The sequence below is a fragment of the Streptomyces pratensis genome (genome assembly GCF_016804005.1).
Classification (GTDB): Bacteria; Actinomycetota; Actinomycetes; order Streptomycetales; family Streptomycetaceae; genus Streptomyces; species Streptomyces pratensis_A.
This window is the reverse complement of record NZ_CP051486.1, coordinates 1,551,660-1,577,939: the sequence shown is the minus strand read 5'-3', so window position 1 is coordinate 1,577,939 and position 26,280 is coordinate 1,551,660. Positions and strand designations below refer to the sequence as shown.

The following is a 26,280-nucleotide window of genomic DNA, read 5'->3' as shown; positions in this document are numbered from 1 at the left end:
GCAGATCGCGCGTCAGACGGCCGGACCGGCCGTGTCCCGGCGTCCGCCCGTCCTGCGGTAGGCGAACCATCCCGCCGCCATGAGCAGCGCGGCCACCGCGGCGACGGACACGACGGTGGCTCCGGTCGAGGCGAGGCTGCCGCCCGAGGGCGAAGCGGCCGCTGCCGTACCACCGGAGACGGACCCCGAGCCGGACGTGCCCGACGTACCGCCGGTGGAGCCACCGGTGGAACCGCCGTCCGTGCCCCCGTCGGCGCCTCCGTCGGTGCCTCCGTCGGTGCCCCCGGTGCCACCGTCCGTGTCCACCGGGTCCTGGCCGACGAACGCGACCGGGACCTTCACGTCCTGGGAGCGGTCGCCGGACAGGGTGTGGTCGGCCCGCGTGACCAGGGCGCAGGTGGAGACGAAGCAGTCGGTGAATTCGTCCTTGGCGTCCACGGTGAGTTCGACGTCGAAGGAGCCGCCCGCCGTGTAGGGGACGGCCAGGTCCTTGCCGTAGTCGGGCGGATTCGAGGAGACCCAGGCCGACGTGTGTGCCTTGCCGGTCATGTCGACGCCGCCGACGCACGGGCTGGGCAGTTCGCCCTCGCCGTTGTCGACGCACAGGGCGACGTAGATGCCCTTGTCCTCGTCGTAGCCGGAGCCGGTCACCTTCAGCTTCTGCCCCTCGGTGGCCAGGTCGTTGACCGGGGTGACGGTGAGCTTCTGCTGTTCGGGGCCCGTGACGGTCTTCGTGCCGGACGGCTCCGAGGGGCCGGCGCCCCCGCCGCCGCCCGGTGTGCCGCCGCCGGGCGTGGTGACGGTGAGGGTGACGGGGGCGGTGCGGGTGGTGCCCGTCGCGTTGGTGAACTCGGCGCGGTAGAGGTATCCGTCGTGCGCCGCCTTCGCGGTGAAGGCGTACCTGCCGGCCGTCGCCCCCTCGACGTCCTTCCAGGTCTGGGCCCCGTCCGCGCTGACCTGCCAGCGGACCGTGGGTTCGGGGGCGCCCTCGGCAGCGGCGACGAGGACGACCCGGGTATCCGGCGCGACCGACTGGTCCGTGGGGGCCTGGGTGACCTTCGGGGACATCCGGCGGTCGAGCTTGGTGATCTTGCTCGCGGCCGGGTTGGCGACGTAGACGGTGGTCCCGCCCGGGGCGACCGCCACGGTGGCCTGGCCGGTCTGTCCCGGGCTGCCGGGCAGCGGGGCCGGCTCGGCGGCCTCCTCGTACGTCGTGGTGTCGTAGATCCCGAGCGAACTGTCGTTGTCGCCGCCGTTGCTGGTGTCGCCGCTGTCCTGCCAGACGACGAACGCACGGCCGGTGCCGGTGTCGAAGGCGACGTCCACGGCCCGTTCGGGCCCTTCGATGGTGGCGAGCGCCTCGGCGTCCCGGTCGAAGACGAGGACGTCGTTCCCGCTGCCCACCCAGACGTTCCCGGTCGCGGGGTCGGGGGTGACGAACCAGAGCATCTCGGCCGGCAGCTGGGCCGTCGCGGTCACGGCGAAGGATTTGGTGTCCACACGGCTCAGCAGGCCCCCGGACCAGCCCGACCAGGCGGTGTCCCGGGCGCCGTCCACCCCGAGCTCGGAGCCTCCGCCGAGGGTGAGTGTCCGCCGGACCGCACCGGTCGCGGTCTCGATCTCGCTGAGGGCCGCGCCCTGCTGGACCAGGACGGTGGCGGCCTCGGTGCCCGCGCCGGTACCGGTGACGGTGGAGCCGGTGAGCCAGACGCCCTTCGCGGCCTCGTCACCGTCCTCGGCGGTGCCGATACCCCGCAGGGGGTAGTGGAAGACGACGCCGTCCCCGGCGAGGGGCGCGACGATCTGCGCGACCTTGCGGGAGGCGAGCGCCCCGTTGGAGCCGGGCGCCTGGGTGACCACGCTGCGGACCGTGCCGTCGGACGCGTCCAGGGCGTACAGGCCCTGTTCGTTCACGTCCGAGGTGTCGGCGATGTTGTCCGCGCCGACGTACAGCTTCCCCGAATCGGGGTGCAGCAGGAGGTCCAACGGCTTGCCGGCGCCGGTGAACTCCGCGGTCTGCCGGTAGCTGACGGTGCCGGCGGGCACGTCGACCCCGTCTCCCCCGCCGTCGCCGCCACCGGTGTCCTGACCCTCGAAGGTGACGGGGATACGGACGTCCTGGGAGCGGTCGCCGCTGCCGCGGTGGTCGACACGTGTGACGACGGCGCAGGTGACCCTGGTGCAGTCGAGCCCGTCTCCCCGCTGCTCGACGTCGATCTCGACGTCGAAGCTGCCACCGTCGCCGTAGGGCTTGGCCAGATCGCCCTCGTAGACATCACCCCGGGGGACGATCCACTGCGACGAACCGCCGCCTCCCGTCATGTCGGCGCCGCCCAGGCAGGGAGAGGGGATGCGGTTGTCCCCGTTGTCCTTGCAGAAGGCGATGTAGACGCCCTTGGCCGAGTCGTAGCCCTCGCCCGTGACACGGATAATGTCGCCTGCCGGGTCGAGGTGCGCGGACGCGGACACCGTGAGCCGCTGGCCGTCCTTGCCGATCGCCGTCTTCGGGGCGTCCGCGGCCTGCGCCGACGGCCCCGTCGCGAGACCGGCGGCGAGCAGCGCGGCCGCGGTCAGGAATGACGCCGGGCGTCCGGGGCGGGGTCTGCCCGCGCGGTCCGGCCTTCGCCGGGCCGACGTGTCGTCTGCCATGAAGTGTTCCTCACTTGTCGGATGCGCCCGGCACCCCGGTACGGCGGAAGCCGGGCCCCGGCGACGCGGAGCCCGGCCCGGCAGGTGGTTACTGGAAGGCGATCGGGACGTGGACGTCGTACTTGCGGTCGCTGCTGTCGAGGTGGTCGGCGCGGGTCACCACTGCGCAGTCGACGTCCTCGCCGCAGACACGGCCGTCGTCGAGGGTGGCCTTGACGAAGATCTGCACGCTGAAGGTGCCGCCGGTACCGAACTTGGAGCTGTTGGCGAACAGCCCTCCGAAGGTGTTGTTGACCCAGTGCGAGGCACCGGTGGCCCCGCTCTCGTCCTGACCACCGAGGCAGGGGGTGGGCTTGTTCGCACCCTGGGTGCCGTCGACCGCGCACAGGCCGACGTAGACGCCCTGGCCCGTGTTGTAGCCGGAGCCCGTGACCGTGATGACCTGGCCGGACGCGGTGGCGCTGTCCGGGGCCGCGAGCGACAGGTTGTAGGTGGTGGTGCCCTCGGTGACCGTGCGGGTCGAGGTCGCGGCAGAGGCGGAGGAGGCCAGGCCGAGCGTCAGGGCGGCGGAGGCGAGGACGGCGAGACCGGCGCGGGCGGCGGTACGGGAGGACGGAACAGCTCTCATGTCGGCAGAGCACCTTTCCAGGAGTCAGGTCTGAACTGTCGGGAGCACGGACGGGCCGCCGGCGCGGGTACGACCCGTCACCGGTCGGGGTGGCCGGCCGGCCCACTCACCCGTTCTTGCTTAGGTAAGGCAAACCTAAGTACATGTTGCGGGCGACTGTCAATGACTGGCAAAGAAGCGCTGAAAAGCCCTTTCAGCAGCCGAGTTGGCGATTTCGGCACACGTCTGGGAGCGGACCGCACCCGCGACCCGCTCCCACTGAGTTCACCGGGCGGTCCCGGCCCGACCGCGTCAGCCCACGGGCCGCACGTGGAATCCGACGGCAGCGCGACGGTCTCCGGACACCGAGTACAGCTCGGCCGTGTGCGAGCCCTCGGTCGCGGTGGCGTACACGGGGAAGGCCCGGGAGACGCGGCCCGAACCGTCTGCCACCGCCTGGTAGCGGGTGTCGTCGTCGATGGCGACGAGCACCACCTCCCCTGGCTCGAACCCTTCGCCGACGACGCTCTGTTCGGCCCCGGCCGCCACGTCCGACTGCCCGACCGACGCGGTCGGGGCCGCAGGCTCCGCGCCCCCGGCCTCCTGACCCGGGTCCGGGGCCGGGGTCGCACCGTCCGTCGGGGGCTGGGACGGTGACACCCCGTCCGGCTCTCCGGGCGCACCGGGCACCGCGCCGCCGGTTCCGAGCGTCACGTCGATCCGGCCGAGGGCGTCCCCCTCGGTGAACGGACGCCCGCTCCAGTCGGAAAGCAGCCGCGCGCCGTCGGCCGTGAGCGAGGCCCGCAGGCCGCTCCAGGTCATCCCGCCTGCCCGTACGACGTGTTCGGCGCCGTCGGCCCGCAGACCGGCCAACGCCACGCCCGCTTCCGCGCCGTCCTGCCCGGTGCGGACGTACAGGGCGCCCTCCCCGTCATCGATGCGCAACCGCAGGCCGGTGAGGTCCAGGGGGGCTGCGGCCGGGTCCGTGGAGCCGGTGAGCCGTGCCGTTCCGGCCAGGCCGACCTCGGCGTCACCGGTCCCGAGGTCAGCCCCGCCCTCTTCCGCGGGGAACCACGCGCGGTCCGCGGCCCCCCTTACGGCGGGCTCCTCCACCTCCAGGGACACCCCGTGGTCCGCGAGTCCGGCGGACGCCACCGCCCAGCTCGCGTAGCCGCCGGACACCTCGTCCGGCAGCGGGTCCTGCCCGGCGGCAGCCGTACCCGGCTGGAGCAGGGCGAGCAGGACACCACCGGCCAGTACGGCCGTGCCCGATCGCGTGGCACGCCGTCTCCTGGTCACCATCTCCACGTTCACATTCCCCTCCGGGATACGACGCTGTGTCGGTCAGGCCTGATGCACGCCGGGCCAGGCCCTGATTCACGCCAGGACGGCCCGGTTCACGCCGGGTTCACGCCCGGCCCGGGCGTCCGTCCGTCGCGGCGGCGCCTCTGCGCCACGAACCATGCGCCGGCGCCGGCCACGACCAGGCCGGCCGCGGTCAGGCCGAGCGGGAGCGTGAGACCTGAACCGGTGCTCGCCAGCGGGCCCTTCGGCGTCTTCACCCCGTCGCCCGACCCGGCACCCGCGTCCGTTCCACCGGTGGAACCGGATCCGGACGTGCTCGATCCGGTCGCACCGGCACCGGCCGGCGCACTCGGGGTCGCCCCGACGGCGGCACCGTCCGACGCACCCGCGCCGTCGCCGAACTTCACGGGGATGCGGACGGTCTGACTCTGATCACCGCCGCGCGTGTGGTCGTTGCGGGTGATGACGGAACATGTCACCCCGGACTTCGCGCAGTCGGTGTTGGCGTCCTTGGCCCGCACCTTGAGCTGCACACTGAACGTGCCCTTGTGCCCGCTGCCGCCGTAAGGCTCGGCGAGCCCCTCCCCGTACGACGGAGGGTTGGAGGAGACCCAGACGGAAGCCCCGGACTCACCCGCCATGTCCACGCCGCCGACGCAGGGCGTCGGCGTCCTGCCGGCTCCGTTGTCCACGCAGAAGGCGACGTAGACGCCCTTCTCCACGTTGTAACCGGAGCCCGTCACGGTCACGGTCTCGCCGGCCTCGGCGAGACCTGCCGCCTTGGAGACCGTGAGCTTCTGCCCCTCGGGGCCCGTCGCGGAAGCGCCCGCGGCCACCGCGGGCGACGCCCCGGGCAGCAGCAGCGCGACCGAACCCACCATGACGGCGGCGAATCGTACGCCCCGTCCCGTATGCACACCGGACGACCAACTCAATGTCCCCACCCCACGGTAGTTAACGAAGGGAAGCCTAACCTAAGCTAGTTGCGATCGGGGGGCCAGACGCGGTGTACCGGGAGACGGGTGCCGGGCGCCCAGGAGAGGAGCGGTCGAGCCATGCGCGTATCCGGGAGACCCCCACGGCCCCCACTGTCCCTGTCGCGACGCCACGGGGCCGTGGTCGTCGGCCTTGCTCTCGCCCTGCTGACGGGGGCCTGCGGAAGCGGGTCCGGCGGTACCGGGCCCGGGACCGCAGCGCCGGCGTCGGCGAGCGAGCGCGCCGCCGAGGCGGCGGACCGGCTCGCCGAGAACACCGTCGTACCCCTGGAAGGCGAGCCGCCCGCACCGCGGTTGCCGGTCACCGTGGAATCCTCCGACGGGCGCAGGGTCACGGTCGAGGACACCTCGCGCATCCTGCCGCTCAACGGCGGCATCGCCGAGATCGTCTTCACCCTCGGCCTCGGCGACCGGGTCGTGGGCCGCGACATCACCGCCACCTTCGAGGAGGCGAAGGAACTCCCCCTGGTGACCAAGGCGCACGACGTCGGCGCGGAGAGCGTGCTCTCCCTCCGCCCCACGGTGGTGTTCGCCGACACCGACACCGGTCCGAGCGAGGCCATCGGCCAGATCCGCGACGCGGGCGTCCCTGTCGTGGTGCTCGACCCCGCCACACGGCTCTCGGACGTCACCACCCGGACGACCCGGGTCGCCGAGGCCCTGGGCATCCCCTCGGCGGGCAAGGCACTCAACACGCGCATACAGAAGGAGATCGCGGACGCCAGGTCGGCCGTGCCCGAGGGAAGCCGCCCCCGGGTCGCCTTCCTCTACATGCGCGGCAGCGCCGCCGTCTACCTCCTCGGCGGCAAGGGGTCCGGCGCGGACTCCCTGGTCGAGGCGGCCGGCGCGGTGGACGCGGGCGTCGGGTCGGGGCTGGACAGACCCTTCACCCCGATCACCAGCGAGGGACTCGTCGCAGCACGGCCGGACGCCATCCTGATGATGACCAAGGGCCTGGATTCCGTGGGCGGGGTCGACGGACTGGCGGAGATCCCGGGCATCGCCCAGACCCCCGCCGGAATGAACCGCCGGGTCGTCGACCTGGAGGACGGCGTCCTGCTCAGCTTCGGCCCGCGCACGCCGCTGGTCATCGACATCCTCGTCGACCGGCTCCACAGCACCTGACCAAAACGGCGACACCCCCGAAGGCGCGAGGGGCCGCGGCGATCGAGCGCCGGCCCGCACCCCCAGGAGGGCGGCGTACGCCGGGAGTCGCCGGAGTACGCCCACCCGGAGCGGGGCCCGTGCCCACCGGACCCCGGAAGCCGATGACAGGCCCCAAAGGACGGCGCGGAACTGGCCACAGTTCCGCGCCGTCTCAGCACGTGGTCACCGGCCGCCCCACGCTCCGCCGTTCGAACATCGCATATTCGAACGAAATCTCAACCCACCCTGGGACGTAAGGCCTCACAGCCCCTCGGCCCGCCCTCCGCGCCGCTCGGATGACACACGGCGAAACGTCCGGTTAACGAACATGGCATTTCCGGCAACGGACGACTTCCGGCCATTGTGTTGACGCGGTCCTGACACGCGCACACTCCGGCTGGCACTCTTCCCCCGTTCCACGCACCGCCTGCTTGCCCGGCCGCTCACTCAGGCGGCCGTAGCCCCCCTCGCAGAAGGAGTCCGCGTGAGACCCACGCACAGCCGCCGTGCCACCGCGACCGGCGCTCTGATAGCCGCAGCAGCTCTCCTCGCCGTCGGAATGCAGGGCGGTACCGCAACGGCCGCCCCCGAGGGCGCGTCCGCGGCCCCCGCCGCCGCGGTGAAGGGCGCCGACCCCGGCGCGCTCCCCGCGACGCTCTCCCCCGCCCAGCGTGCCGAGCTGCTCCAGGAGGCCAACGCGACCAAGGCGGCGACCGCCGAGGAGCTCGGGCTCGGCGCCACGGAGAAGCTCGTGGTCCGCGACGTCGTCAAGGACGTCGACGGCACCACGCACACCCGCTACGAGCGCACCCTCGGCGGTCTCCCCGTCCTCGGCGGCGACCTGGTCGTGGCCGAGTCGAAGTCGGGCGCGACCGAGGGCATGACCAAGGCGTCCAAGGCGACCGGCGCGCAGTTGAAGGCGGTCGGCACCGTCGCGGACGTCGCACCGGCAACCGCCGAGAAGCAGGCGCTCACCGCGGCCCGGGCCGAGGGCTCGAAGAGCACCGAGGCGAGCAAGGCCCCTCGGAAGGTCGTCTGGGCGGCCGGCGGCACCCCGCAGCTCGCGTACGAGACCGTGGTCGGCGGCCTCCAGCACGACGGCACCCCGAACGAGCTGCACGTCATCACGGACGCCTCGTCCGGCGCCAAGCTGTACGAGTGGCAGGGCATCGAGAACGGAACCGGGAACACCCAGTACAACGGCACGGTGACCCTGGGCACCTCCGGCTCCGCGGGCTCGTACAACCTGACGGACGCCGCGCGCGGCAACCACAAGACGTACAACCTCAACCGCGGTACGTCCGGGACGGGGACGCTGTTCTCCGGAGCCGACGACGTCTGGGGCAACGGCCTTCCGTCGAACCTGGAGACCGCCGGGGCCGACGCGCACTACGGCGCCGCGGAGACCTGGGACTTCTTCAAGAACGTCATGGGGCGCAGCGGCATCAGGGGCGACGGCGTCGGCGCGTACTCCCGCGTCCACTACGGCAACAACTACGTCAACGCCTTCTGGTCCGACAGCTGCTTCTGCATGACCTACGGCGACGGCAGCGGCAACGCCAAGCCCCTGACCTCCCTGGACGTGGCGGCCCACGAGATGACGCACGGCGTCACCTCCAACACCGCCGGTCTCGTCTACAGCGGTGAGTCCGGCGGTCTCAACGAGGCCACCTCGGACATCTTCGCCGCGGGCGTGGAGTTCTACTCCGACACCGCCCAGGACCCGGGCGACTACCTGGTCGGCGAGAAGATCGACATCAACGGCGACGGCACGCCGCTCCGTTACATGGACAAGCCGAGCCAGGACGGCGCCTCCAAGGACTACTGGTACTCGGGCATCGGCTCGGTCGACGTCCACTACTCCTCGGGCCCGGCGAACCACTTCTTCTACCTGCTCTCCGAGGGCAGCGGGGCCAAGACCGTCAACGGGGTCTCCTACAACTCCCCGACCTCCGACGGCCTTCCGGTGACCGGCATCGGCCGGGACAAGGCGCTGCAGATCTGGTTCAAGGCGCTCACCACGAAGTTCACCTCCACCACGAACTACGCGGCGGCCCGCACCGGCACCCTCGCCGTGGCCGGTGAGCTGTACGGCACCACGAGCACCGAGTACGCCGCGGTCGCCCACGCCTGGGCCGGCATCGCGGTGGGCTCCCGCCCCGGCGGCGGCACCGACCCCGACCCGGGCGGCACGGTCTTCCAGAACACGACCGTCAAGGCCCTCGCCGACCGGAGCACCACCAACATCCCGGTCGTCGTCAGCGGGGTCACCGGCAACGCTCCCAGCGACCTGTCGGTGGCGGTCAACATCAGCCACACCTACCGCGGTGACCTCGTCATCGACCTGGTCGCCCCGGACGGGACGGCGTACCGCCTGAAGAACTCCTCGTCGAGCGACTCCGCGGACAACGTGGTGGCGACCTACACGGTCAACGCCTCCTCCGAGGTGGCCAACGGCACATGGAACCTCAGGGTGCAGGACGCCTACTCGGGTGACACCGGGACCTTCAACAGCGTCAAGCTCACCTTCTGAAGCCCGTGACGGGACGCTGAACAGGCGTCGCCACGGAACGCGTACGAGTAGTCAGCCGGACGGCCCCGGGAGCGCGACCCGGGGCCGTCCCGCGTGTCATGCCGGGGAGTCCGCGCCCCGGCCGGGGATGGTCTGCTCGGCCCAGACGATCTTCCCGGTCGCCGTGCGGCACGAACCCCACCGGCGGCACAGCAGGTTGATGAGCTGGAGCCCACGGCCCCCCTCGTCGCTGTCACCGGCGTGCTGGATCTGCGGGAGGTCGGGCCCGGTGTCGGCCAGCTCCACCTGGAGCCGCTCGTCGCGCAGCAGCCGGAGCCGGCCGGGGCCGCCGCCGTAACGCAGGGCGTTGCCCACCAGTTCGCTGACCACCAGCTCGGTCACGTCGGCGAGTTCGGCCAGGTCCCACCGCGCGAGCTGTTCCCTGACCAGCTTGCGCGCGGCGGAGGCCGGGTTGCCGCCCGTGGGCAGGTCCCACTCCCGCAACCACACGTCGGGGGGCAGCTCGTGGCCCCCCGCGACCAGCATCACCGCCTCGTCGAACCGGCCGTCGTCCTGTCTGGGCGAGGTGAGCGGCCCGCCCGCGTCGAGCTGCTCGGGCGCCATCGCCGTCACGGAGGCGCGCAGCCCTTCCAGCTGTACGTCCACGTCGTCGGTGCGTGTCTTGATCAGGCCGTCGGTGTAGAACACCAGTCGGCCGCCCACCGGGCCGCGCAGTCGCAGCGGGTCGTAGGGGATGACCCCGGCGCCCAGCGGCGCCCCGACCGGCACGTCGGGATAGCGGGCGGTCCCGTCCGGGTCCACCAGCAGCGGCGGCGGGTGACCGGCGCTCGCGATCGTGTAACTGGAGTCCGCCGGATCGTAGACAGCGCACAGGCATGTGGCGACCTGGTCGTCCTCCAGGTCGCGGGTGGCCTGGTCGAGCCGGGCCAGCAGCCGGTCGGGGGCGATGTCCAGCATCATGAGCGTACGGGCGACGGTCCGCAGCCGGCCCATCGTGGCGGCGGCGGGCAGGCCGTGGCCGGTGACGTCGCCGACGACCAGAGCCGTACGCCCGCTGGGGAGCGACACCACGTCGTACCAGTCGCCGCCCACCCCGTGCGCGTCGACGGCCGGCGCGTAGTGGGCGTGCACCCGCAGGCCGGGGGTGTGCGGCGTGGCGCGCGGGAGCAGGGACCGCTGGAGCGAGACGACATGCTCGCGCTCACGCCCGTAGAGACGGGCGTTGTCTATGAAAACGGCTGCCATGGAGGCGAGTTGGGAGGCCAGCTCCAGATCGGCACGGTTGAAGGGCGGGCTGCCGCCGGCGCGCACGAAGTCGGCGGAGCCCAGCAGGACACCGCGGGCGGTCAGCGGCACGGCCATGTAGCTGTGGACGCCCTGCCGGCGCATGGCCTCCGCTGCGCTCGGTGTCGGCGCGACGCGCTCGTAGTCCTCCGGCGTCATCCGGCCGACCAGCACGGGACGGCCGTTGCGCAGGCACTCGGTGGTCAGCAGTGTCTCGCGGCGCTCCCGGCGGTCGACCACCTCCCCCACCGGGGCGGGTTCGAGCTCGTCGAGCGCGTCGATGGCCCGCACGGCCATGGCGCGGGTGACGGGCACCGCAGCGCCGGTGACGCGCTCGCCCTCCTCGCCGCGCAGCACGGACTCCAGCAGGTCGACCGCGGCGGCGTCGGCCAGTCGCGGAACGCTGTACGCGGCCAGTTCCTCGGCCGTCCGCTCCAGGTCGAGTGTGGTGCCGATCCGGGTGCTCGCCTCGTTGAGCCAGCGCATCCTGCCCGCCGTGGTGAAGCGCTCACTCCTCGGCGGACCGGCGGATGCCGGCCTGCGGACGTGCAGCTGCCGGGAGGTGCCGTTCTGCGCGGCCAGCCGACGGGTCAGGCGTCTCGCTCGGCCTCCGCCGCCGTTCACCGTGCTGACCTCCACTCGCGCCCTGTGGGACGCCTCGCTGTCACATAGGCGGCTGCGGGGCCACCTCGGCAGGGCTGTCATGTTAGCGAGATCAGGGCGAAAACACCCCTGCCGGTTTCCGGCGGACCACTGCGCGCATGCGTGGGCCCGGCGCAGAGGCACGCCGGGCCCACGACTGGCGAGGAGGTCAGCGCAGGAGCACCCCGCCGCCGTCGCCCGTGGAGGCGTTCGGCACGGCGACCAGGCCGAGTTCCGCGCCCGAGGCGAGCAGGGGATGCGAGGGCAGGACACGCACGGTGTAGCCGTAGGGACCCGTACGGTCGAGGGCGAGCGGGCCCTCGTACAGCCAGCGGCCCTCCAGGTCGTGACCGCCGGCCGGCTTCAGCGGGAACGTCCGGGCGTCCGCGATCCCGTCCCCGGAGTCGACCCGCCCCGCGACCACCTGCACCTCCACGTCCTCGGGGTCGAGGCCGCCCAGGGCGATGCGGACCCGCAGCGCCAGGGTGGACCCCAGCTCGGCGGAGCCGCCGACGACCGTGTCGGCGGTCGCCTCCACGTGGTCGACCGCCACCTGCGGCCAGGCCGCACGGATCCCGGCCTTCCAGGAGGCGAGCGCGCGGGCCGCCTCGGGCTCCAGGGCCCTGCGGGACTGCGCGGCGGGAGAGTAGAGCCTTTCGACGTACTCACGCACCATGCGGCCCGCGAGGACCTTCGGGCCGAGGGTGACCAGGGTGCGGCGGACCATCTCGATCCACCGCTCGGGAAGGTCGTCCGCGTTGCGGTCGTAGAATCGGGGGGCGACCCGGTCCTCGATCAGCGCGTAGAGGGCGTTCGCCTCCAGCTCGTCGCGCCGCTCCTCGTCGGTGGCGGAGCCGTCGGCGGTGGGGATCGCCCAGCCGAAGTCGGGCTCGAACCACTCGTCCCACCAGCCGTCGCGAACCGAGAGGTTCAGGCAGCCGTTGAGCGCTGCCTTCATCCCACTGGTGCCGCAGGCCTCCAGGGGACGCAGCGGGTTGTTGAGCCAGACGTCGCAGCCGGGGTAGAGCTTCTGCGCCATCCCCATGCCGTAGTCCGGCAGGAAGACGATGCGGTGGCGCACCCGCGGGTCGTCCGAGAAGCGCACCAGCTCCTGGACCAGCCGTTTGCCGCCGTCGTCGGCGGGGTGCGCCTTCCCCGCGACGACGATCTGGATCGGGTGCGTCGGGTGGAGCAGCAGCTCCCGCAGCCGGTCACGGTCGTGCAGCATGAGGGTCAGCCGCTTGTACGAGGGCACCCGGCGGGCGAAGCCGATGGTCAGCACGTCCGGGTCGAGCACACCGTCGATCCAGCCCAGTTCGGCGGTGCCCGCGCCGCGTCCGCGCCAGGACGCGTGGAGCCGCTTGCGCACCTCGGTGACGAGCTGTTCGCGCAGCCCCCGGCGCAGGTCCCAGATCTCCCGGTCGGGGACGGCGGCCAGCGCGTCCCAGCGTCCCGGGGCGTCCGCCGTCCCGTCGTCGCCCCCGGCCCCGCGGCCCACCCCGGTTCCGGCTCCGGCTCGGGTTCCGGCGGGGGCGTTCGCGGCCCGCCCGGCCCCGGAGGTCCCGGCTCCGAGGCGCAGAACCTCGGGAGCTACCCAGGTCGGGGCGTGCACCCCGTTGGTCACGGAGGTGATCGGCACCTCGGAGGGGTCGAATCCCGGCCACAGCCCGGAGAACATCTCCCGGCTGACGGCTCCGTGCAGGGTGGAGACCCCGTTGGCACGCTGCGCGAGCCGCAGCCCCATCACCGCCATGTTGAAGAGGCCGGGCTCGCCACCGTCGTACGTCTCCATCCCGAGGCGCAGGATCCTCTCGACGCCGACGCCCGGCAGCTCGCCGTCGTCGCCGAAGTGACGGGCCACGAGCTGGCGGTCGAAACGGTCTATCCCGGCGGGGACCGGGGTGTGCGTGGTGAAGACGGCCCCGGCCCGCACGACCTCCAGCGCGGCGTCGAAGTCCAGCCCGGTGTCGGAGAGTTCCCTGATCCTCTCCAGGCCGAGGAATCCGGCGTGCCCCTCGTTGGTGTGGAACACCTCGGGGGCGGGGTGCCCGGTCAGCCTGCAATAGGTGCGAACGGCGCGCACACCGCCGATGCCGAGCAGCATCTCCTGAAGCAGCCGGTGGTCGCTGCCGCCGCCGTAGAGCCGGTCGGTGACATCGCGTTCCCCCGGTGCGTTCTCCTCGACGTCGGAGTCGAGGAGCAGCAGCGGGACGCGCCCGACCTGGGCCTGCCAGACGGAGGCGTACAGCGAGCGGCCGCCGGGCAGGGCGAGCACCACCCTGCTGGGGGTGCCGTCGGGCTCCCGCAGGAGCGTGAGCGGCAGCTCGTTGGGGTCCAGGACGGGGTAGTGCTCCTGTTGCCAGCCGTCCCGGGACAGGCTCTGGCGGAAGTATCCGTGCCGGTAGAGCAGGCCGACGCCGATGAGCGGCACGCCCAGATCGCTGGCGGCCTTCAGGTGGTCACCGGCCAGGATGCCCAGCCCGCCCGAGTACTGGGGCAGGGCGGCGGTGACCCCGAATTCGGGTGAGAAGTAGGCGACGGCCTCAGGGAGCTCCACGCCCTGGCCGAGCTGGTCCTGGTACCACCTCGGGCCGCCGAGGTAGTCCCGGAGGTCCTCGGACACCTCCGTGAGCCGGCGCAGGAAGTGCTGGTCACCAGCCAGCTCGGTGAGGCGTGCCGCGGAGACGGCGCCGAGCAGACGCACGGGGTCGGCGTCCGCGGGCCGCCAGCCCTCAGGGTCGGCCGCCCGGAAGAGCTGTTGGGTCTCGGTGTGCCAGGACCAGCGCAGGTTGCGGGCGAGGTCGCTGAGCGGTCGAAGGGGTTCGGGGAGGACGGGACGCACGGTGAATCGACGAATGGCCTTCACGTATCCCACCTTTACAGGGGACGTACCGATCCGAGGGGACGCACGACGGTGGGCGCCCTCTCCGTCACCCTCGACGGTAGTGGTGCGCTGCCGTCCGCAGCCACGGCGCGCGACCGGCTCAGTGGGTCCGGCGCGGCACGGTCCGCCCGCCCGCTTTCCCCGCACCGCACCGTGCGCGCCCTCCCCGTGCCGGCTCCTGGGCCACCCCGGTCACCAGGGCCCCGCGCGCACCCCTGGCCCCTGCCGCCACATGGGCCAGATGCGCCAGTTACATGCCCTTCTGTCACGGGCGATATGGCTGATTTCCCCTCCTCACGCGGACTTGTGGCACCCCGCACCACAGGGAAGGCTGCGGAGGTGCCCGCGTGACGGCCGGGGGACCGGCACGCGGCCCGGAGCGCGTGCACCGGTTGCACCCAGGAGTTAACACGCCGCCGGGTTGGCTTCCCGGAATCGACGGGAAGGCTCCCCCGGTAACACTCCCGCGCTGCACATCCCAGGTGCCCCCGGTCCGAGCCCGAACCGCCCGCGCACCTGCCATTCGAGTGCCATTCGAGTGAACGCGGACAGGAGCGGCCATGCCCACAGCCCGCCAGCAGACGACCGAGCAGCTACAAAGGACGCAACCCCACCATCGCGGCGCGCGCGGTCAGCCCTTCACGCCCACGTCGCACGCCGTGCATCCCGAGCTCCGACCCCCAGGTGATTCCATGATCGGTCGCATTCCCGTCCTGGACGTCCGTCCGCTCGTCGACTGCGGCAGACGGCCCGCCAAAGCCGTCGCGGGCGAGACCTTCGAGGTCAGCGCCACCGTCTTCCGCGAAGGCCACGACGCCGTGGCCGCCAACGTCGTCCTGTACGACGCGAACGGACGGCCCGGCCCCTGGACGCCGATGCGCGAACTCGCTCCCGGCACGGACCGCTGGGGCGCCGATGTCACCCCCGGCTCCGAGGGTGCCTGGACGTACACCGTCGAGGCGTGGAGCGACCCCGTCACCACTTGGCGCGCACACGCGCAGATCAAGATCCCGGCGGGCATCGACACCGCCCTCGTCCTCGACGAGGGGGCCGAGCTGTACGCCCGCGCCGCCGAGGGCGTACCCAAGAAGGACGGTCGCGAGGCCGTGCTCGCCGCCGTCGACGCGCTGCGTGACACGAGCCGCCCTGCGGGCTCCAGGCTCGCGGCGGCGCTGACCCCCGAGGTGGACGAGGCGCTCGGCCGCCACCCCCTGCGCGAACTGGTCACCGCGTCCCGGCCGCTGCCGCTGACCGTCGAACGCCGGCGCGCCCTGTACGGCTCCTGGTACGAGCTGTTCCCGCGCTCCGAGGGTGCGGGGCAGGAGCCGGTGGCTCCCCCTGAGCCCGCGCGGAAACCGCGCGCGGCCAAGGCGACGAAGACCGCCGCCGCCACCACACGGAAGAAGAGCCCCGCGGTCACGGCGGAGATCCCACAGCCTTCCACCAGGACCGTCAGCGGCACCTTCCGGACCGCCGCCGAGCGGCTGCCCGCCGTCGCCGCGATGGGATTCGACGTCGTCTACCTCCCGCCGGTCCACCCCATCGGCACCACCCACCGCAAGGGCCCGGACAACAGCCTCACTCCAGGGGCGGACGACCCGGGCGTGCCCTGGGCGATCGGTTCGGCCGAGGGCGGCCACGACGCCGTCCATCCGGATCTCGGCACGCTCGACGACTTCGACCACTTCGTGGCGACGGCCCGCACGCTGCGGATGGAGATCGCGCTGGACTTCGCCCTCCAGTGCTCCCCGGACCACCCCTGGGTGAGTGAGCATCCGGAGTGGTTCCACCACCGCCTCGACGGGTCCATCGCGTACGCCGAGAATCCACCCAAGAAGTACCAGGACATCTACCCGATCGCGTTCGACAAGGACCTGCGCGGGATCGTCACGGAGACCGTGCGCATCCTGCGGTTCTGGATGGAGCACGGCGTACGGATCTTCCGGGTCGACAATCCGCACACCAAGCCGGTGGTCTTCTGGGAGAAGGTGATCGCCGACATCAACCGCACGGACCCGGACGTGATCTTCCTGGCGGAGGCCTTCACCCGCCCCGCGATGATGCGGACACTGGCCGCGGTCGGCTTCCAGCAGTCGTACACGTACTTCACCTGGCGTAACACGAAGCAGGAACTCACCGAGTACGTGACCGAGCTCTCGGGCGAGAGTTCCTCGTACATGCGGCCCAACTTCTTCGTGAACACGCCCGACATTCTTCCCGGTTACCTCCAGGAGGGCGGCCGTCCCGCCTTCGAGGCCCGGGCCGTGCTGGCCGCGACGCTGTCCCCCTCCTGGGGCGTGTACGCGGGCTTCGAGCTGTGCGAGAACACCCCGGTGCGTCCCGGGAGCGAGGAGTACCAGAACTCCGAGAAGTACCAACTCAGGCCCAGGGACTGGGAATCGGCGGAACGTGAGGGCCGCTCGCTCGCCCCCCTGATCACCTCCCTCAACCGGATCCGACGTCGCCATCCGGCGCTCCAGCAACTGCGCGACGTCCACTTCCACTCGGTCGACAACGAGGCGCTGATCGCATACAGCAAGCGCTCCGGTTCGGACATCGTTCTGGTGGTCGTCAACCTCGACCCTCACCACACCCAGGAGGCCACGGTCTCGTTGGACATGCCGCGTCTCGGCCTCGACTGGCACGAGAGCGTGCCGGTGCGCGACGAGCTCACCGGCGACACCTATCACTGGGGCAGGTCCTTCTATGTGCGTCTGGAGCCGGGCGTGAAGCCCGCGCACATCGTGGTCCTGCGACCGTCCCCGCCGACCGGAGGGTCACCCACACCATGATCGTCAATGAGCCCGTCCACGACCTGTTCGAGGACACTCCCGCCAAGGACCGCGATCCCGACTGGTTCAAGCGCGCCGTCTTCTACGAGGTACTCGTCCGGTCCTTCCAGGACTCGAACGGGGACGGCGTCGGGGACCTCAAGGGCCTCACCGCCAAGCTGGACTACCTGCAGTGGCTGGGCGTCGACTGCCTGTGGCTGCCGCCGTTCTTCAAGTCACCGCTGCGCGACGGTGGTTACGACGTCTCCGACTACACCGCCGTGCTCCCGGAGTTCGGCGACCTCGCCGACTTCGTGGAGTTCGTCGACGCCGCGCACCAGCGCGGCATGCGCGTGATCATCGACTTCGTCATGAACCACACGAGCGACCAGCACGACTGGTTCCAGCAGTCCCGCACCGACCCCGACGGTCCGTACGGCGACTACTACGTCTGGGCCGACGACGACAAGCAGTTCCCGGACGCGCGGATCATCTTCGTCGACACGGAGACGTCCAACTGGACCTTCGACCCGGTCCGCAAGCAGTACTACTGGCACCGGTTCTTCTCGCACCAGCCGGATCTCAACTACGAGAACCCGGCGGTGCAGGAGGAGATCATCTCCGCCCTGCGCTTCTGGCTGGACCTCGGCATCGACGGCTTCCGGGTCGACGCCGTGCCCTACCTCTACCAGCGCGAGAACACCAACTGCGAGAACCTCCCCGAGACCCACGACTTCCTCAAGCGGGTCCGCAAGGAGATCGACGCCAACTACCCGGACACCGTGCTGCTGGCCGAGGCCAACCAGTGGCCGGAGGACGTGGTCGACTACTTCGGCGACTACACCGCCGGCGGCGACGAGTGCCACATGGCGTTCCACTTCCCGGTGATGCCCCGGATCTTCATGGCCGTACGCCGTGAGAGCCGCTACCCGGTCTCGGAGATCCTGGCGAAGACCCCGGAGATCCCGTCGGGCTGCCAGTGGGGCATCTTCCTGCGCAACCACGACGAGCTCACGCTCGAGATGGTCACGGACGAAGAGCGCGACTACATGTACGCGGAGTACGCCAAGGACCCGCGGATGCGCGCCAACATCGGCATCCGCCGGCGCCTCGCGCCGCTCCTGGACAACGACCGCAACCAGATCGAGCTGTTCACGGCGCTGCTGCTGTCCCTGCCCGGTTCCCCGATCCTCTACTACGGGGACGAGATCGGGATGGGCGACAACATCTGGCTGGGCGACCGGGACGCCGTGCGCACCCCGATGCAGTGGACGCCCGACCGCAACGCCGGCTTCTCGTCCAGCGATCCCGGGCGGCTCTACCTGCCCACGATCATGGACCCGGTCTACGGCTACCAGGTCACCAACGTCGAGGCGTCGATGGCGTCGCCGTCGTCGCTGCTGCACTGGACGCGGCGGATGATCGAGATCCGCAAGCAGAATCCGGCTTTCGGCCTCGGCTCCTACAGTGAACTGCCGTCGTCGAACCCCGCGGTGCTCGCCTTCACCCGCGAGTACAAGGACGATCTCGTGCTCTGCGTCCACAACTTCTCACGGTTCGCGCAGCCGACCGAGCTCGATCTGAGGGCCTTCGACGGGCGTCATCCGGTGGAGCTGATCGGCGGGGTGCGCTTCCCCGCCGTCGGACAGTGGCCCTACCTCCTGACACTCGCGGGGCACGGCTTCTACTGGTTCCGGCTCCGGAAGGACGCTCCGGTCGGCTGACCTCCGGCGACGGACAGCTGACGGCGCCTCAGCTCCGGGGCGCCACCAGCGGGGCGGTTTCCACCGCCCCGCACGGGGCACTCTCCCCCCATATCGAGCTCTTCGGGCTCCTTCGGGCTCTTCGTGGCCCATCGATCGAGTCCGTACGGACTTTTCCTCTCCCGACACGTCCCGCACAGCCGGACAGCCATTGCCGCAATCCGGGACACTCTTCGCATCCTGTGGTGTGCCCGGGGAAAGGACGCGATGCCATGTCGGAGGCTGCATCCACTCGAGTCGCCCTGGCGAAGAGCACAACATCGAGAAAGACGACAAGAAGACATACTACGAGCGCCACGGGCACCACGGCGCTGCTGCCGTCGCTCGCCCCGCTGCTGCACGAGTGGGTGCCCCGTCAGCGGTGGTTCGCCGGCAAGGGGCAGCCCGTCACCGGCTTCTCCCTCGTCGCCGCCACCGAGATACTGCCTCTGGACGGCGCGGGCACGGGTCCCGGGCTGCTGCACCTGCTCGTCCGCGTCCACCAGCCGAGCAGCCGCTCCACCCACGCCCAGGGGGACTGCTACCAGCTCCTGCTGGGTGTAAGGACCACGCTGCCCCCGGTCCTCGCCGACGCGCGCATCGGCCAGGTCACGGACGGTCCGCTGGCCGGCCGCACCCTGTACGAGGGGCTGCACGATCCGCGCGTCGCCGATCTCCTGCTGGAACGATTCCGTAACCCCGGATCCCTCGGCCCGCTCCGCTTCGACCGGGCGGAACCCGTCCCGCCCGGCCTCACCCCGCGCTTCCTGGACACCGAGCAGTCCAACTCATCGCTCGTCTACGGGGACGCGCTCATCCTGAAGATCTTCCGCCGCGTCTTCCCCGGGACCAACCCTGACCTCGAACTGCCGCTGGCGCTCGGCCGCGAAGGCTGCGGCCGGGTACCCGCCCCGGTGGCCTGGTTCGAGGCGACGACGAGCCCGGAGCCGCTCACGCTCGGCGTGCTGCAGCCGTTCCTGCGCGGTGCGCAGGACGGCTGGCAGCTCGCGCTCGCCGCCCTGGCCGCCGGACGCGACTTCGTCCCCGAGGCGCACGCGCTGGGACGGGCCACCGCCGAGGTGCACACGGCGCTCGCCTCGGCACTGCCGACGCCGCCCCTGGCGCACGACCGGACCAGGGACCTGGTGGCCGGCATGGTGGAGCGTCTGGAGGCCGCCGCCCAGGCGGTACCGGCACTCGTCCCGTACGTACCGGGGCTGCGCACCGCCTTCGACGCCGTCGCGGCGCTCGGGGTAACGGGGCACGGCTGGGCGGCACAGCGGGTCCACGGGGACCTGCACCTCGGACAGACCCTGCGGGGGGACGACGGCTTCTGGTCGCTGATCGACTTCGAGGGCGAGCCGGCCAAGCCGCTTCCGGAGCGGCGCAGCCCGCAGCCCACCGTGCGCGATGTCGCGGGAATGCTCCGCTCCTTCGACTACGCGGCCCGCTCGCACCACCCGTGGAACCCAGAATGGGCGGCCCGCTGCCGTGCCGCGTACTGCGAGGGCTACGCCCGCGCGGCGGGCTCCGACCCACGCGCCGAACCGGAGCTGCTGCGCGCCCACGAGACCGACAAGGCGGTGTACGAGGTGCTGTACGAGGCCCGGCACCGTCCCGACTGGCTGCCGGTCCCCATGGCCGCCATCCAGCGCCTGGCCGCCACTCCCGCATGACCCCCCGCTCCCCCGTCACCCACCTTCCGAGGAGGCAGTCTCTGTGACCGCCCGCAAGCCGTCCCGCAAGTCGTCCGAACCCATCGAGGTGCCGCCCACGGCCAAGCCGGTGACCACCGAGGTCACCGCCCCCGCCGCGGCGCCCGCCACGCCGCCCGCCACCGCTGCCGCCGGCGGGGACGCGCCTGCCGAGTCCGCCCCACCGCCGCCCGTCAAGCGCGCCCGGGCCAGGAAGACGGCCGCCGCGGCCACCGGAACCCCGCCCCGCCCCCGGCGTGGTGGAGGCAGCAAGAACGTGCTGCCCGCCGCCACCCTCGACGACGCGGACCGCGGCCGGCTGCTCGCCGGTGAACACCACGCGCCGCACGACCTCCTCGGCGCGCACCCGGCCGCGGGCGGGGTGCTCTTCCGGGCGCTGCGCCCGTACGCGCGCTCGGTCGCGGTGGTGATCAAGGGAAAGCCCGCCGAACTCCAGAGCGACGGCGACGGCTTCTTCTCCGGGGTCCTGCCGTTGCCCGCCGTGCCCGGGGAGTACCGGCTGCGGGTCGCCTACGACGACGACACGATCGAGGTGGAGGACCCGTACCGATTCCTGCCCGCCATCGGCGAGCTGGATCTGCACCTGATCGGCGAGGGCCGGCACGAGGAGCTCTGGAAGGCGCTCGGGGCGCAGCCGGTGGAGCACCAGGGCGTGGCCGGCACCCGCTTCACCGTCTGGGCTCCGAACGCCCGGGGGGTCCGTGTCACGGGCGACTTCAACTACTGGGACGGCACGGCCTTCCCCATGCGCTCCCTCGGCTCCACCGGCGTGTGGGAACTGTTCCTCCCCGGCGTCGGCGAGGGCGCCGTGTACAAGTACGACATCAGCAGGCCCGACGGCTCGCACACCCAGCGCGCGGACCCGATGGCCCGCGGTACGGAGGTGCCGCCCGCGACCGCCTCGGTGGTCACCGCGTCGCACCACGAGTGGCAGGACGCGGACTGGATGGCGCACCGGGGCGACCGCCCGGTCCACGAGGCCCCGTTCTCCGTCTACGAGGTCCACCTGCCCTCCTGGCGCCCCGGCCTGTCCTACCGCCAGCTGGCCTCGCAGCTCCCCTCGTACGTGAAGGAGCTCGGCTTCACCCATGTGGAGCTGATGCCGGTCTCCGAGCACCCCTTCGGGGGGTCCTGGGGCTACCAGGTCACCGGCTTCTTCGCGCCGACGTCCCGCATGGGCACCCCGGACGACTTCCGCTTCCTGGTCGACTCACTGCACGCGGCGGGGATCGGCGTCCTCATGGACTGGGTGCCGGCGCACTTCCCCCGCGACGACTGGGCGCTCGCGGAGTTCGACGGCCGCCCGCTGTACGAGCACTCGGACCCGAACCGGGCCGCGCACCCGGACTGGGGCACCCTGGAGTTCGACTACGGCCGCAAGGAGGTCCGTAACTTCCTCGTCTCCAACGCCACTTATTGGTGCGAGGAGTTCCACATCGACGGGCTACGGGTCGACGCGGTCGCCTCCATGCTCTACCTCGACTACTCCCGCGAGGACGGCCAGTGGTCGCCGAACGAGTTCGGCGGCCGGGAGAACCTGGACGCGGCCGCCTTCCTCCAGGAGATGAACGCCACGGTCTACCGGCGCAATCCCGGCGTCGTCACGATGGCGGAGGAGTCCACCGCCTGGGACGGCGTCACCCGTGCCACGGACCACGGCGGCCTGGGCTTCGGCCTGAAGTGGAACATGGGCTGGATGCACGACTCCCTGGTGTACATGTCCAAGGAGCCCGTCCACCGCAAGTACCACCACGACGAGATGACCTTCTCGATGGTGTACGCGTACAGCGAGAACTACGTGCTGCCGATCTCGCACGACGAGGTGGTGCACGGCAAGCAGGCCCTGGTCACCAAGATGCCCGGCGACTGGTGGCAGCGGCGCGCGAACCACCGCGCCTACCTCGGCTACATGTGGGCGCACCCGGGCAAGCAACTCCTCTTCATGGGGCAGGAGTTCGCTCAGGGCGCCGAATGGTCGGAGGGCCACGGCCCGGACTGGTGGCTGCTCGACGAGACGTACGAGGCGTCCGGAGACCACCGGGGCGTGCGCAGCCTGGTCACGGACCTCAACGCGGTGTACGGCGCGCTGCCCGCGCTCTGGCAGCGGGACACGTCTCCCGAGGGCTTCAGCTGGATCGACGGCGGCGCCGCGGAGGACAACGCGTTCGCGTTCGTGCGGTACGACGCGGACGGATCGCCGCTGATCGCCGTCTCGCACTTCTCCCCCGTCGTGCGGCACGACTACCGCATCGGCGTTCCGGACGGCCCGGAGGCCTGGGTGGAGGTCCTGAACACGGATGCGGCACGGTACGGCGGCAGCGACGTGCGCAACGAGGAGCCGCTGAAACCGGAGGCGGTACCGGCCCACGGCAGGGACACCAGCATCACGCTGACGCTCCCGCCATTGGCGACGGTCTGGCTGCGGCCGGCCTGACGGAACGGGACAGGGGCGGTGTGTCCGTGCCTCCGAGGACGGACACACCGCCCCTCTTCCGCTGAGGCGTTACCTTTCGTGCATGCGCGCATCAGCAACCACACACCTACGCCGGCCCTCGTCGTGAGCCACGAAGTCGGCAGCACGCTGCAGATCTACGAAGTCGAGTACGGGGACGATCACGGAGGCGTTTGCGTGGTGCGGTGCCTCAGCGGGGTGGTCCGGACCGGTCAGCTCTTCCTCTCCCCCACCGCCACCCTGGGGCCCGCGCCCGCCGCCACCCTCACCACCACGAAGATCGAGTGCTACGGCCGTGAGGTCCCGTTCCTGGACCCTCCCCACACGGCCCGCGTCACGCTCTCCGGAGGACCGGTCACCGGACTCACGAGGGGGACGGTCCTCACGGCTGCTCTGCGGCCCACCGGCCCGCCGGTCTCCACGCAGCTGGTGAACGACCAGGAGGCCGACGCCGTCGTCACCGCGGTCGCCTCGGTCGGTTCATCGGTCGAGGTGGCTGGGGCCGCCGTCGCCGGCTTCGTCGACCAGGTGAAGCACACCTCCTGGTGGTCCGAAGAGGTCCCGGCACCCCAGGTCGGCGATCAGCTGCATGTGGTGGTGCTGGACGACTCGCGAGATCCCGTCCGCCTCAGCACCCTTCGGTCCGACATCGAGATCGCACGGACGTCACGCTCCCGCCGCCGGGCTACTTGAGCTTGCAGGAACAGGGCGCGCCCGTCCAGCCGCCCTTGGTCCCGGCGACCGTCTCACCGCCGACGGTGACCGGACATCACCTCGCGCGAGGCACGTGACGGACAGGTACCCCCGGAGGCGTCAGGGCGCCCGCATCAGGTTGCGCATGCTGCCCACCAGCGCGTGGACGTCGCGCTCGACAGGCGTTCCGGCCGGTGTGTCACCAGATGTCCCGCCTCCCTCCTGGCAGTTGGCGCGGCAGAGGCGGCAGAGGCCGTCCGGGAGCGCGTCGGCCGGGCCGGGGCGGCCGCATTCGGCACACTCGACCAGGAGCCGGGGGCGTACGGCCGACGCCTCCCGACCAGCGGCGGCGGCGGGCAGCCGAGGGGGGATCTTGTCGGTGAGGCGGCGGCGTACGAAGCCGACCGGCGAGCCGATGAGGGCCGGGAGCCCTGCGGCCAAGGCCTGGATCAGGTAGTCGGCGTCCACTCCACGGGCGAACCACTCGGCAGCAAGCCTCTCCAGTACGGCGCAGTCCCCGGCGGAAAGGGCGAGCCGGGGCTCGATGCGGCCGAGCCGGGCCAGAGCGAGATACGCGGGCGAGGGCGCGGTGCTGTCCGGGGCCGGGCCGGCCGGTTTCCTCTGCTGCGGCACCGCGGGGGCGGCAGGCGTCTCTTGCGGCGTGGGCATCGGCGGCCCGCCAGAGGCGCCCGGGGCCCCAGGCGCCTCCTCGGCCAGGTGGGAGGCCCACCATTCGTTGTCGCGGGCGGCACGGGACCAGTAGGTGCGGGTCACCCAGCGGCTCTGGCCGAGCGTTTCGACGCGGCAGCGTACGTGGCGGAGGTGCCCGGCGACCGCGAGGGTGCGCAGGGCGGTGCCGATGGCCATCTGGCCGTACAGCGGAAGGTCCTTGGCGAGCGACTTGATGTCCATGGCCGCACCGTCGGGGAGATGGTCGACGTACCCGGCGACGTACCGCTCACGCTCGGGGAGGAGGGCGAAGGCAGCTGCCTGGGGCGGGGACTGGTCGGGCACGGAGCGCTTGCCGTAGCCGGTGCGGGCCTGGCGGTACGAGCGTGAGGGTGCGGGCGCACACGGGGCGGCGTTAGGCTGCTGGGTAGCCACGGGATCGCTCATTTCGATCTTGAGGTGAGACCCCGGATGGTGCTGCTAACACCGTGCCGGGGTCGTTTCGTTGTGGGCACCGTAAGCACTCGCGACTCTGCGCCGCAAGCCGGTCACAATTAGTCATACTTGCTGGCCGTGACGGGGCAGGGAGGGTGGGCAGGTTTTCCCAAACCCCTTTTCTTTACCCCCGGATGAAGAACATCGCTCGAATCCCGGCACCCGGATACCGGCCCCCGAATCCCGAAGCTCAAGCGTCGGGCCGGGAGTCTCGTCCGCACCCTCGAAAGAGTGACCTGACCGCATCCGACGCTCGAACCTCGGGACCAGGGACTCGGGTTCCGGGACTTGAGCCTCGGGGCGCACTACGGCCTCCCTCCCTCACGCAGCGACGAGGGGCACCAGACCCCCTCGTACATCACCGGCCCTGATGCGGCACCCGGACGGTCCACCGTCGTCTGCGTCACCGCGACGTCCGGCGTCCAGCAGCGCGCCGATTCCGCCACCCAGGCAACAAGCGACAACGGCTCGGACAACCAGCCGACAGGGTCGTCCAGCCAGTTGGCCGGGCAGCGCGGGTCCGCGCCGAAGGCTCCACTTCATTCGTTCCGCACACGAGATCGGGGAGCCTGGAGGGGCACAGGGTTAGCCGGAGCGTCGAGCCACACCACGTGGTCGCGATGATCCACGGTGAGGCCGAACCGGTCGAAGCCTGGCCGACCCTGCCGGTCCCACCACAGCCACGCGGTCTCCAGCTCATGCCACAGGTCGCGACGCCCCGATTGCACGACGCGGAAGGCGGCCTCCCCGCGCACGTAATCGGCCGACGCCCAACTCGTCCGTCCCCTGTCGAACAGCCACAACCGGTAGGAGTCCTCCTCCACGTCCGATACACGGCAGAACAGGTCCGGGACCTGCACACCGATCGCGAACATGTGGATCCACCCGCCCACGTCATCAGGTGACAGCGTCGTCCTGGACTCCACACCCCCGGCCGGCCAGAGGTCCACGTCGACGAAGTCGCTCGTGGGCGGCAGGGCCTTCCTCTGCTCGCGGAGCCGCATGAAGGCCGACGAGCCGACGAACCGGCCGGTCAGATTTCCGGCCTCCGTGACCGTGAGCCTGGCCAACGCCTCACCTCCGTACAAGGGGCCCCAGGGGACCACGATCACCGCCCCCGGTCTGGTCTGGCCCGCCCACTGGCCCGGAATGCTCCCGACCGAGCACGTGGCAATGATCCGGTCGTACGGCGCATCCTGGCCGTAGCCGCGCGTGCCATCGCCGACGACGACCTTCGGGTGGAAATCCGCAGCCATGAGCCGGGCGCGGGCCGTGGCTGCGATCTGCGCGTCCACCTCGACCGTGACGACGTTCATGTCTCCGAGCCGGTGGCACAGCAGAGCGGCGTTCCAGCCCGTACCCGTGCCGATCTCCAGCACCCGGTGACCGGCCTCGACGTCCAGCGCCGCAAGCATGGAGAACACCATCGTGGGCATCGAGTTGGAGCAGGACGGCGTACGGCCCCGCCCAGGGCCCGTGTATTTCCCGTCGTCCCACTGTGTCGTGATCGGCGCGTCCGTCCAGACGGCCTCCCACCACGACTCCGGAGTCTCCGACCGGATCACCCGGTCGTCCTGGCGGTTCATTCCCGCTCTCCCCGGCCAGATGACATCCGGAACGAAGAAGTGACGGGACACCGCCTTGAAGGCCGGCAACCAGTCCGAAGTCAGCGCGCCTTTTTCCATGAGCCCGGAGGCC

15 protein-coding genes are annotated in these 26,280 nt (G+C 71.5%); 7 read left to right on the top strand and 8 right to left on the bottom strand.

The window, feature by feature from the left end:
- Positions 1 to 12: 12 nt before the first annotated feature.
- From HED23_RS07055 to HED23_RS07040, 4 genes are all read right to left on the bottom strand, one after another.
- Positions 13 to 2,649, bottom strand: a complete 2,637-nt coding sequence (locus tag HED23_RS07055) for an immunoglobulin I-set domain protein (RefSeq protein ID WP_203182554.1) — start codon at positions 2,647 to 2,649, stop codon at positions 13 to 15.
- 88 nt (positions 2,650 to 2,737) lie between these two features.
- Positions 2,738 to 3,277 (bottom strand): hypothetical protein, encoded by a 540-nt coding sequence (locus HED23_RS07050; RefSeq protein ID WP_203182553.1) that lies wholly within the window; start codon positions 3,275 to 3,277, stop codon positions 2,738 to 2,740.
- 291 nt (positions 3,278 to 3,568) lie between these two features.
- The gene (locus HED23_RS07045; protein ID WP_203182552.1) at positions 3,569 to 4,558 is read right to left on the bottom strand and encodes an HtaA domain-containing protein; all 990 of its coding nucleotides are present in this window, start codon (positions 4,556 to 4,558) and stop codon (positions 3,569 to 3,571) included.
- A 95-nt stretch (positions 4,559 to 4,653) separates the two neighbouring features.
- The gene (locus HED23_RS07040; RefSeq protein WP_238441866.1) at positions 4,654 to 5,442 is read right to left on the bottom strand and encodes a hypothetical protein; all 789 of its coding nucleotides are present in this window, start codon (positions 5,440 to 5,442) and stop codon (positions 4,654 to 4,656) included.
- A gap of 174 nt (positions 5,443 to 5,616) precedes the next feature.
- On the opposite strand from HED23_RS07040, the gene HED23_RS07035 reads away from it, so the two are divergent.
- On the top strand, positions 5,617 to 6,681 hold the full coding sequence (locus tag HED23_RS07035) for a heme/hemin ABC transporter substrate-binding protein (protein ID WP_203182551.1): 1,065 nt from the start codon (positions 5,617 to 5,619) through the stop codon (positions 6,679 to 6,681).
- Between the two features lie 505 nt (positions 6,682 to 7,186).
- The gene (locus HED23_RS07030) at positions 7,187 to 9,235 is read left to right on the top strand and encodes a M4 family metallopeptidase (RefSeq protein ID WP_203182550.1); all 2,049 of its coding nucleotides are present in this window, start codon (positions 7,187 to 7,189) and stop codon (positions 9,233 to 9,235) included.
- Between the two features lie 96 nt (positions 9,236 to 9,331).
- Here the strand turns inward: HED23_RS07030 and HED23_RS07025 are convergent, their stop codons facing one another.
- Complete coding sequence (locus tag HED23_RS07025; RefSeq protein ID WP_238441865.1) at positions 9,332 to 11,143, bottom strand: ATP-binding SpoIIE family protein phosphatase; 1,812 nt, start codon at positions 11,141 to 11,143, stop codon at positions 9,332 to 9,334.
- Positions 11,144 to 11,330: 187 nt separating this feature from the next.
- Positions 11,331 to 14,027: an alpha-glucan family phosphorylase gene (gene glgP / locus HED23_RS07020; RefSeq protein WP_203182548.1), complete on the bottom strand. Its 2,697-nt coding sequence runs from the start codon at positions 14,025 to 14,027 to the stop codon at positions 11,331 to 11,333.
- 710 nt (positions 14,028 to 14,737) lie between these two features.
- On the opposite strand from glgP, the gene HED23_RS07015 reads away from it, so the two are divergent.
- The 5 genes from HED23_RS07015 (at position 14,738) to HED23_RS34940 (ending at position 23,418) form a co-directional block, all read left to right on the top strand.
- Positions 14,738 to 16,837, top strand: coding sequence for an alpha-1,4-glucan--maltose-1-phosphate maltosyltransferase (locus HED23_RS07015; protein ID WP_203182547.1), 2,100 nt, complete (start codon positions 14,738 to 14,740; stop codon positions 16,835 to 16,837).
- Positions 16,834 to 18,540, top strand: a complete 1,707-nt coding sequence (gene treS / locus HED23_RS07010; RefSeq protein ID WP_203182546.1) for a maltose alpha-D-glucosyltransferase — start codon at positions 16,834 to 16,836, stop codon at positions 18,538 to 18,540. Before HED23_RS07015 ends, treS begins: the two co-directional genes overlap by 4 nt.
- Before the next feature lie 251 nt (positions 18,541 to 18,791).
- Positions 18,792 to 20,234 (top strand): maltokinase N-terminal cap-like domain-containing protein, encoded by a 1,443-nt coding sequence (locus HED23_RS07005; RefSeq protein ID WP_203182545.1) that lies wholly within the window; start codon positions 18,792 to 18,794, stop codon positions 20,232 to 20,234.
- Positions 20,235 to 20,277: 43 nt separating this feature from the next.
- Positions 20,278 to 22,707, top strand: a complete 2,430-nt coding sequence (gene glgB, locus HED23_RS07000; protein ID WP_203182544.1) for a 1,4-alpha-glucan branching enzyme — start codon at positions 20,278 to 20,280, stop codon at positions 22,705 to 22,707.
- Between the two features lie 123 nt (positions 22,708 to 22,830).
- The gene (locus tag HED23_RS34940; RefSeq protein WP_238441864.1) at positions 22,831 to 23,418 is read left to right on the top strand and encodes a hypothetical protein; all 588 of its coding nucleotides are present in this window, start codon (positions 22,831 to 22,833) and stop codon (positions 23,416 to 23,418) included.
- Between the two features lie 120 nt (positions 23,419 to 23,538).
- On the opposite strand, the gene HED23_RS06990 is transcribed toward HED23_RS34940, so the two are convergent.
- Both HED23_RS06990 and HED23_RS06985 read right to left on the bottom strand, forming a co-directional pair.
- Positions 23,539 to 24,522, bottom strand: a complete 984-nt coding sequence (locus HED23_RS06990) for a MarR family transcriptional regulator (RefSeq protein ID WP_203182543.1) — start codon at positions 24,520 to 24,522, stop codon at positions 23,539 to 23,541.
- Between the two features lie 599 nt (positions 24,523 to 25,121).
- On the bottom strand, positions 25,122 to 26,168 hold the full coding sequence (locus HED23_RS06985) for a methyltransferase domain-containing protein (RefSeq protein WP_338019583.1): 1,047 nt from the start codon (positions 26,166 to 26,168) through the stop codon (positions 25,122 to 25,124).
- Positions 26,169 to 26,280: the final 112 nt, after the last annotated feature.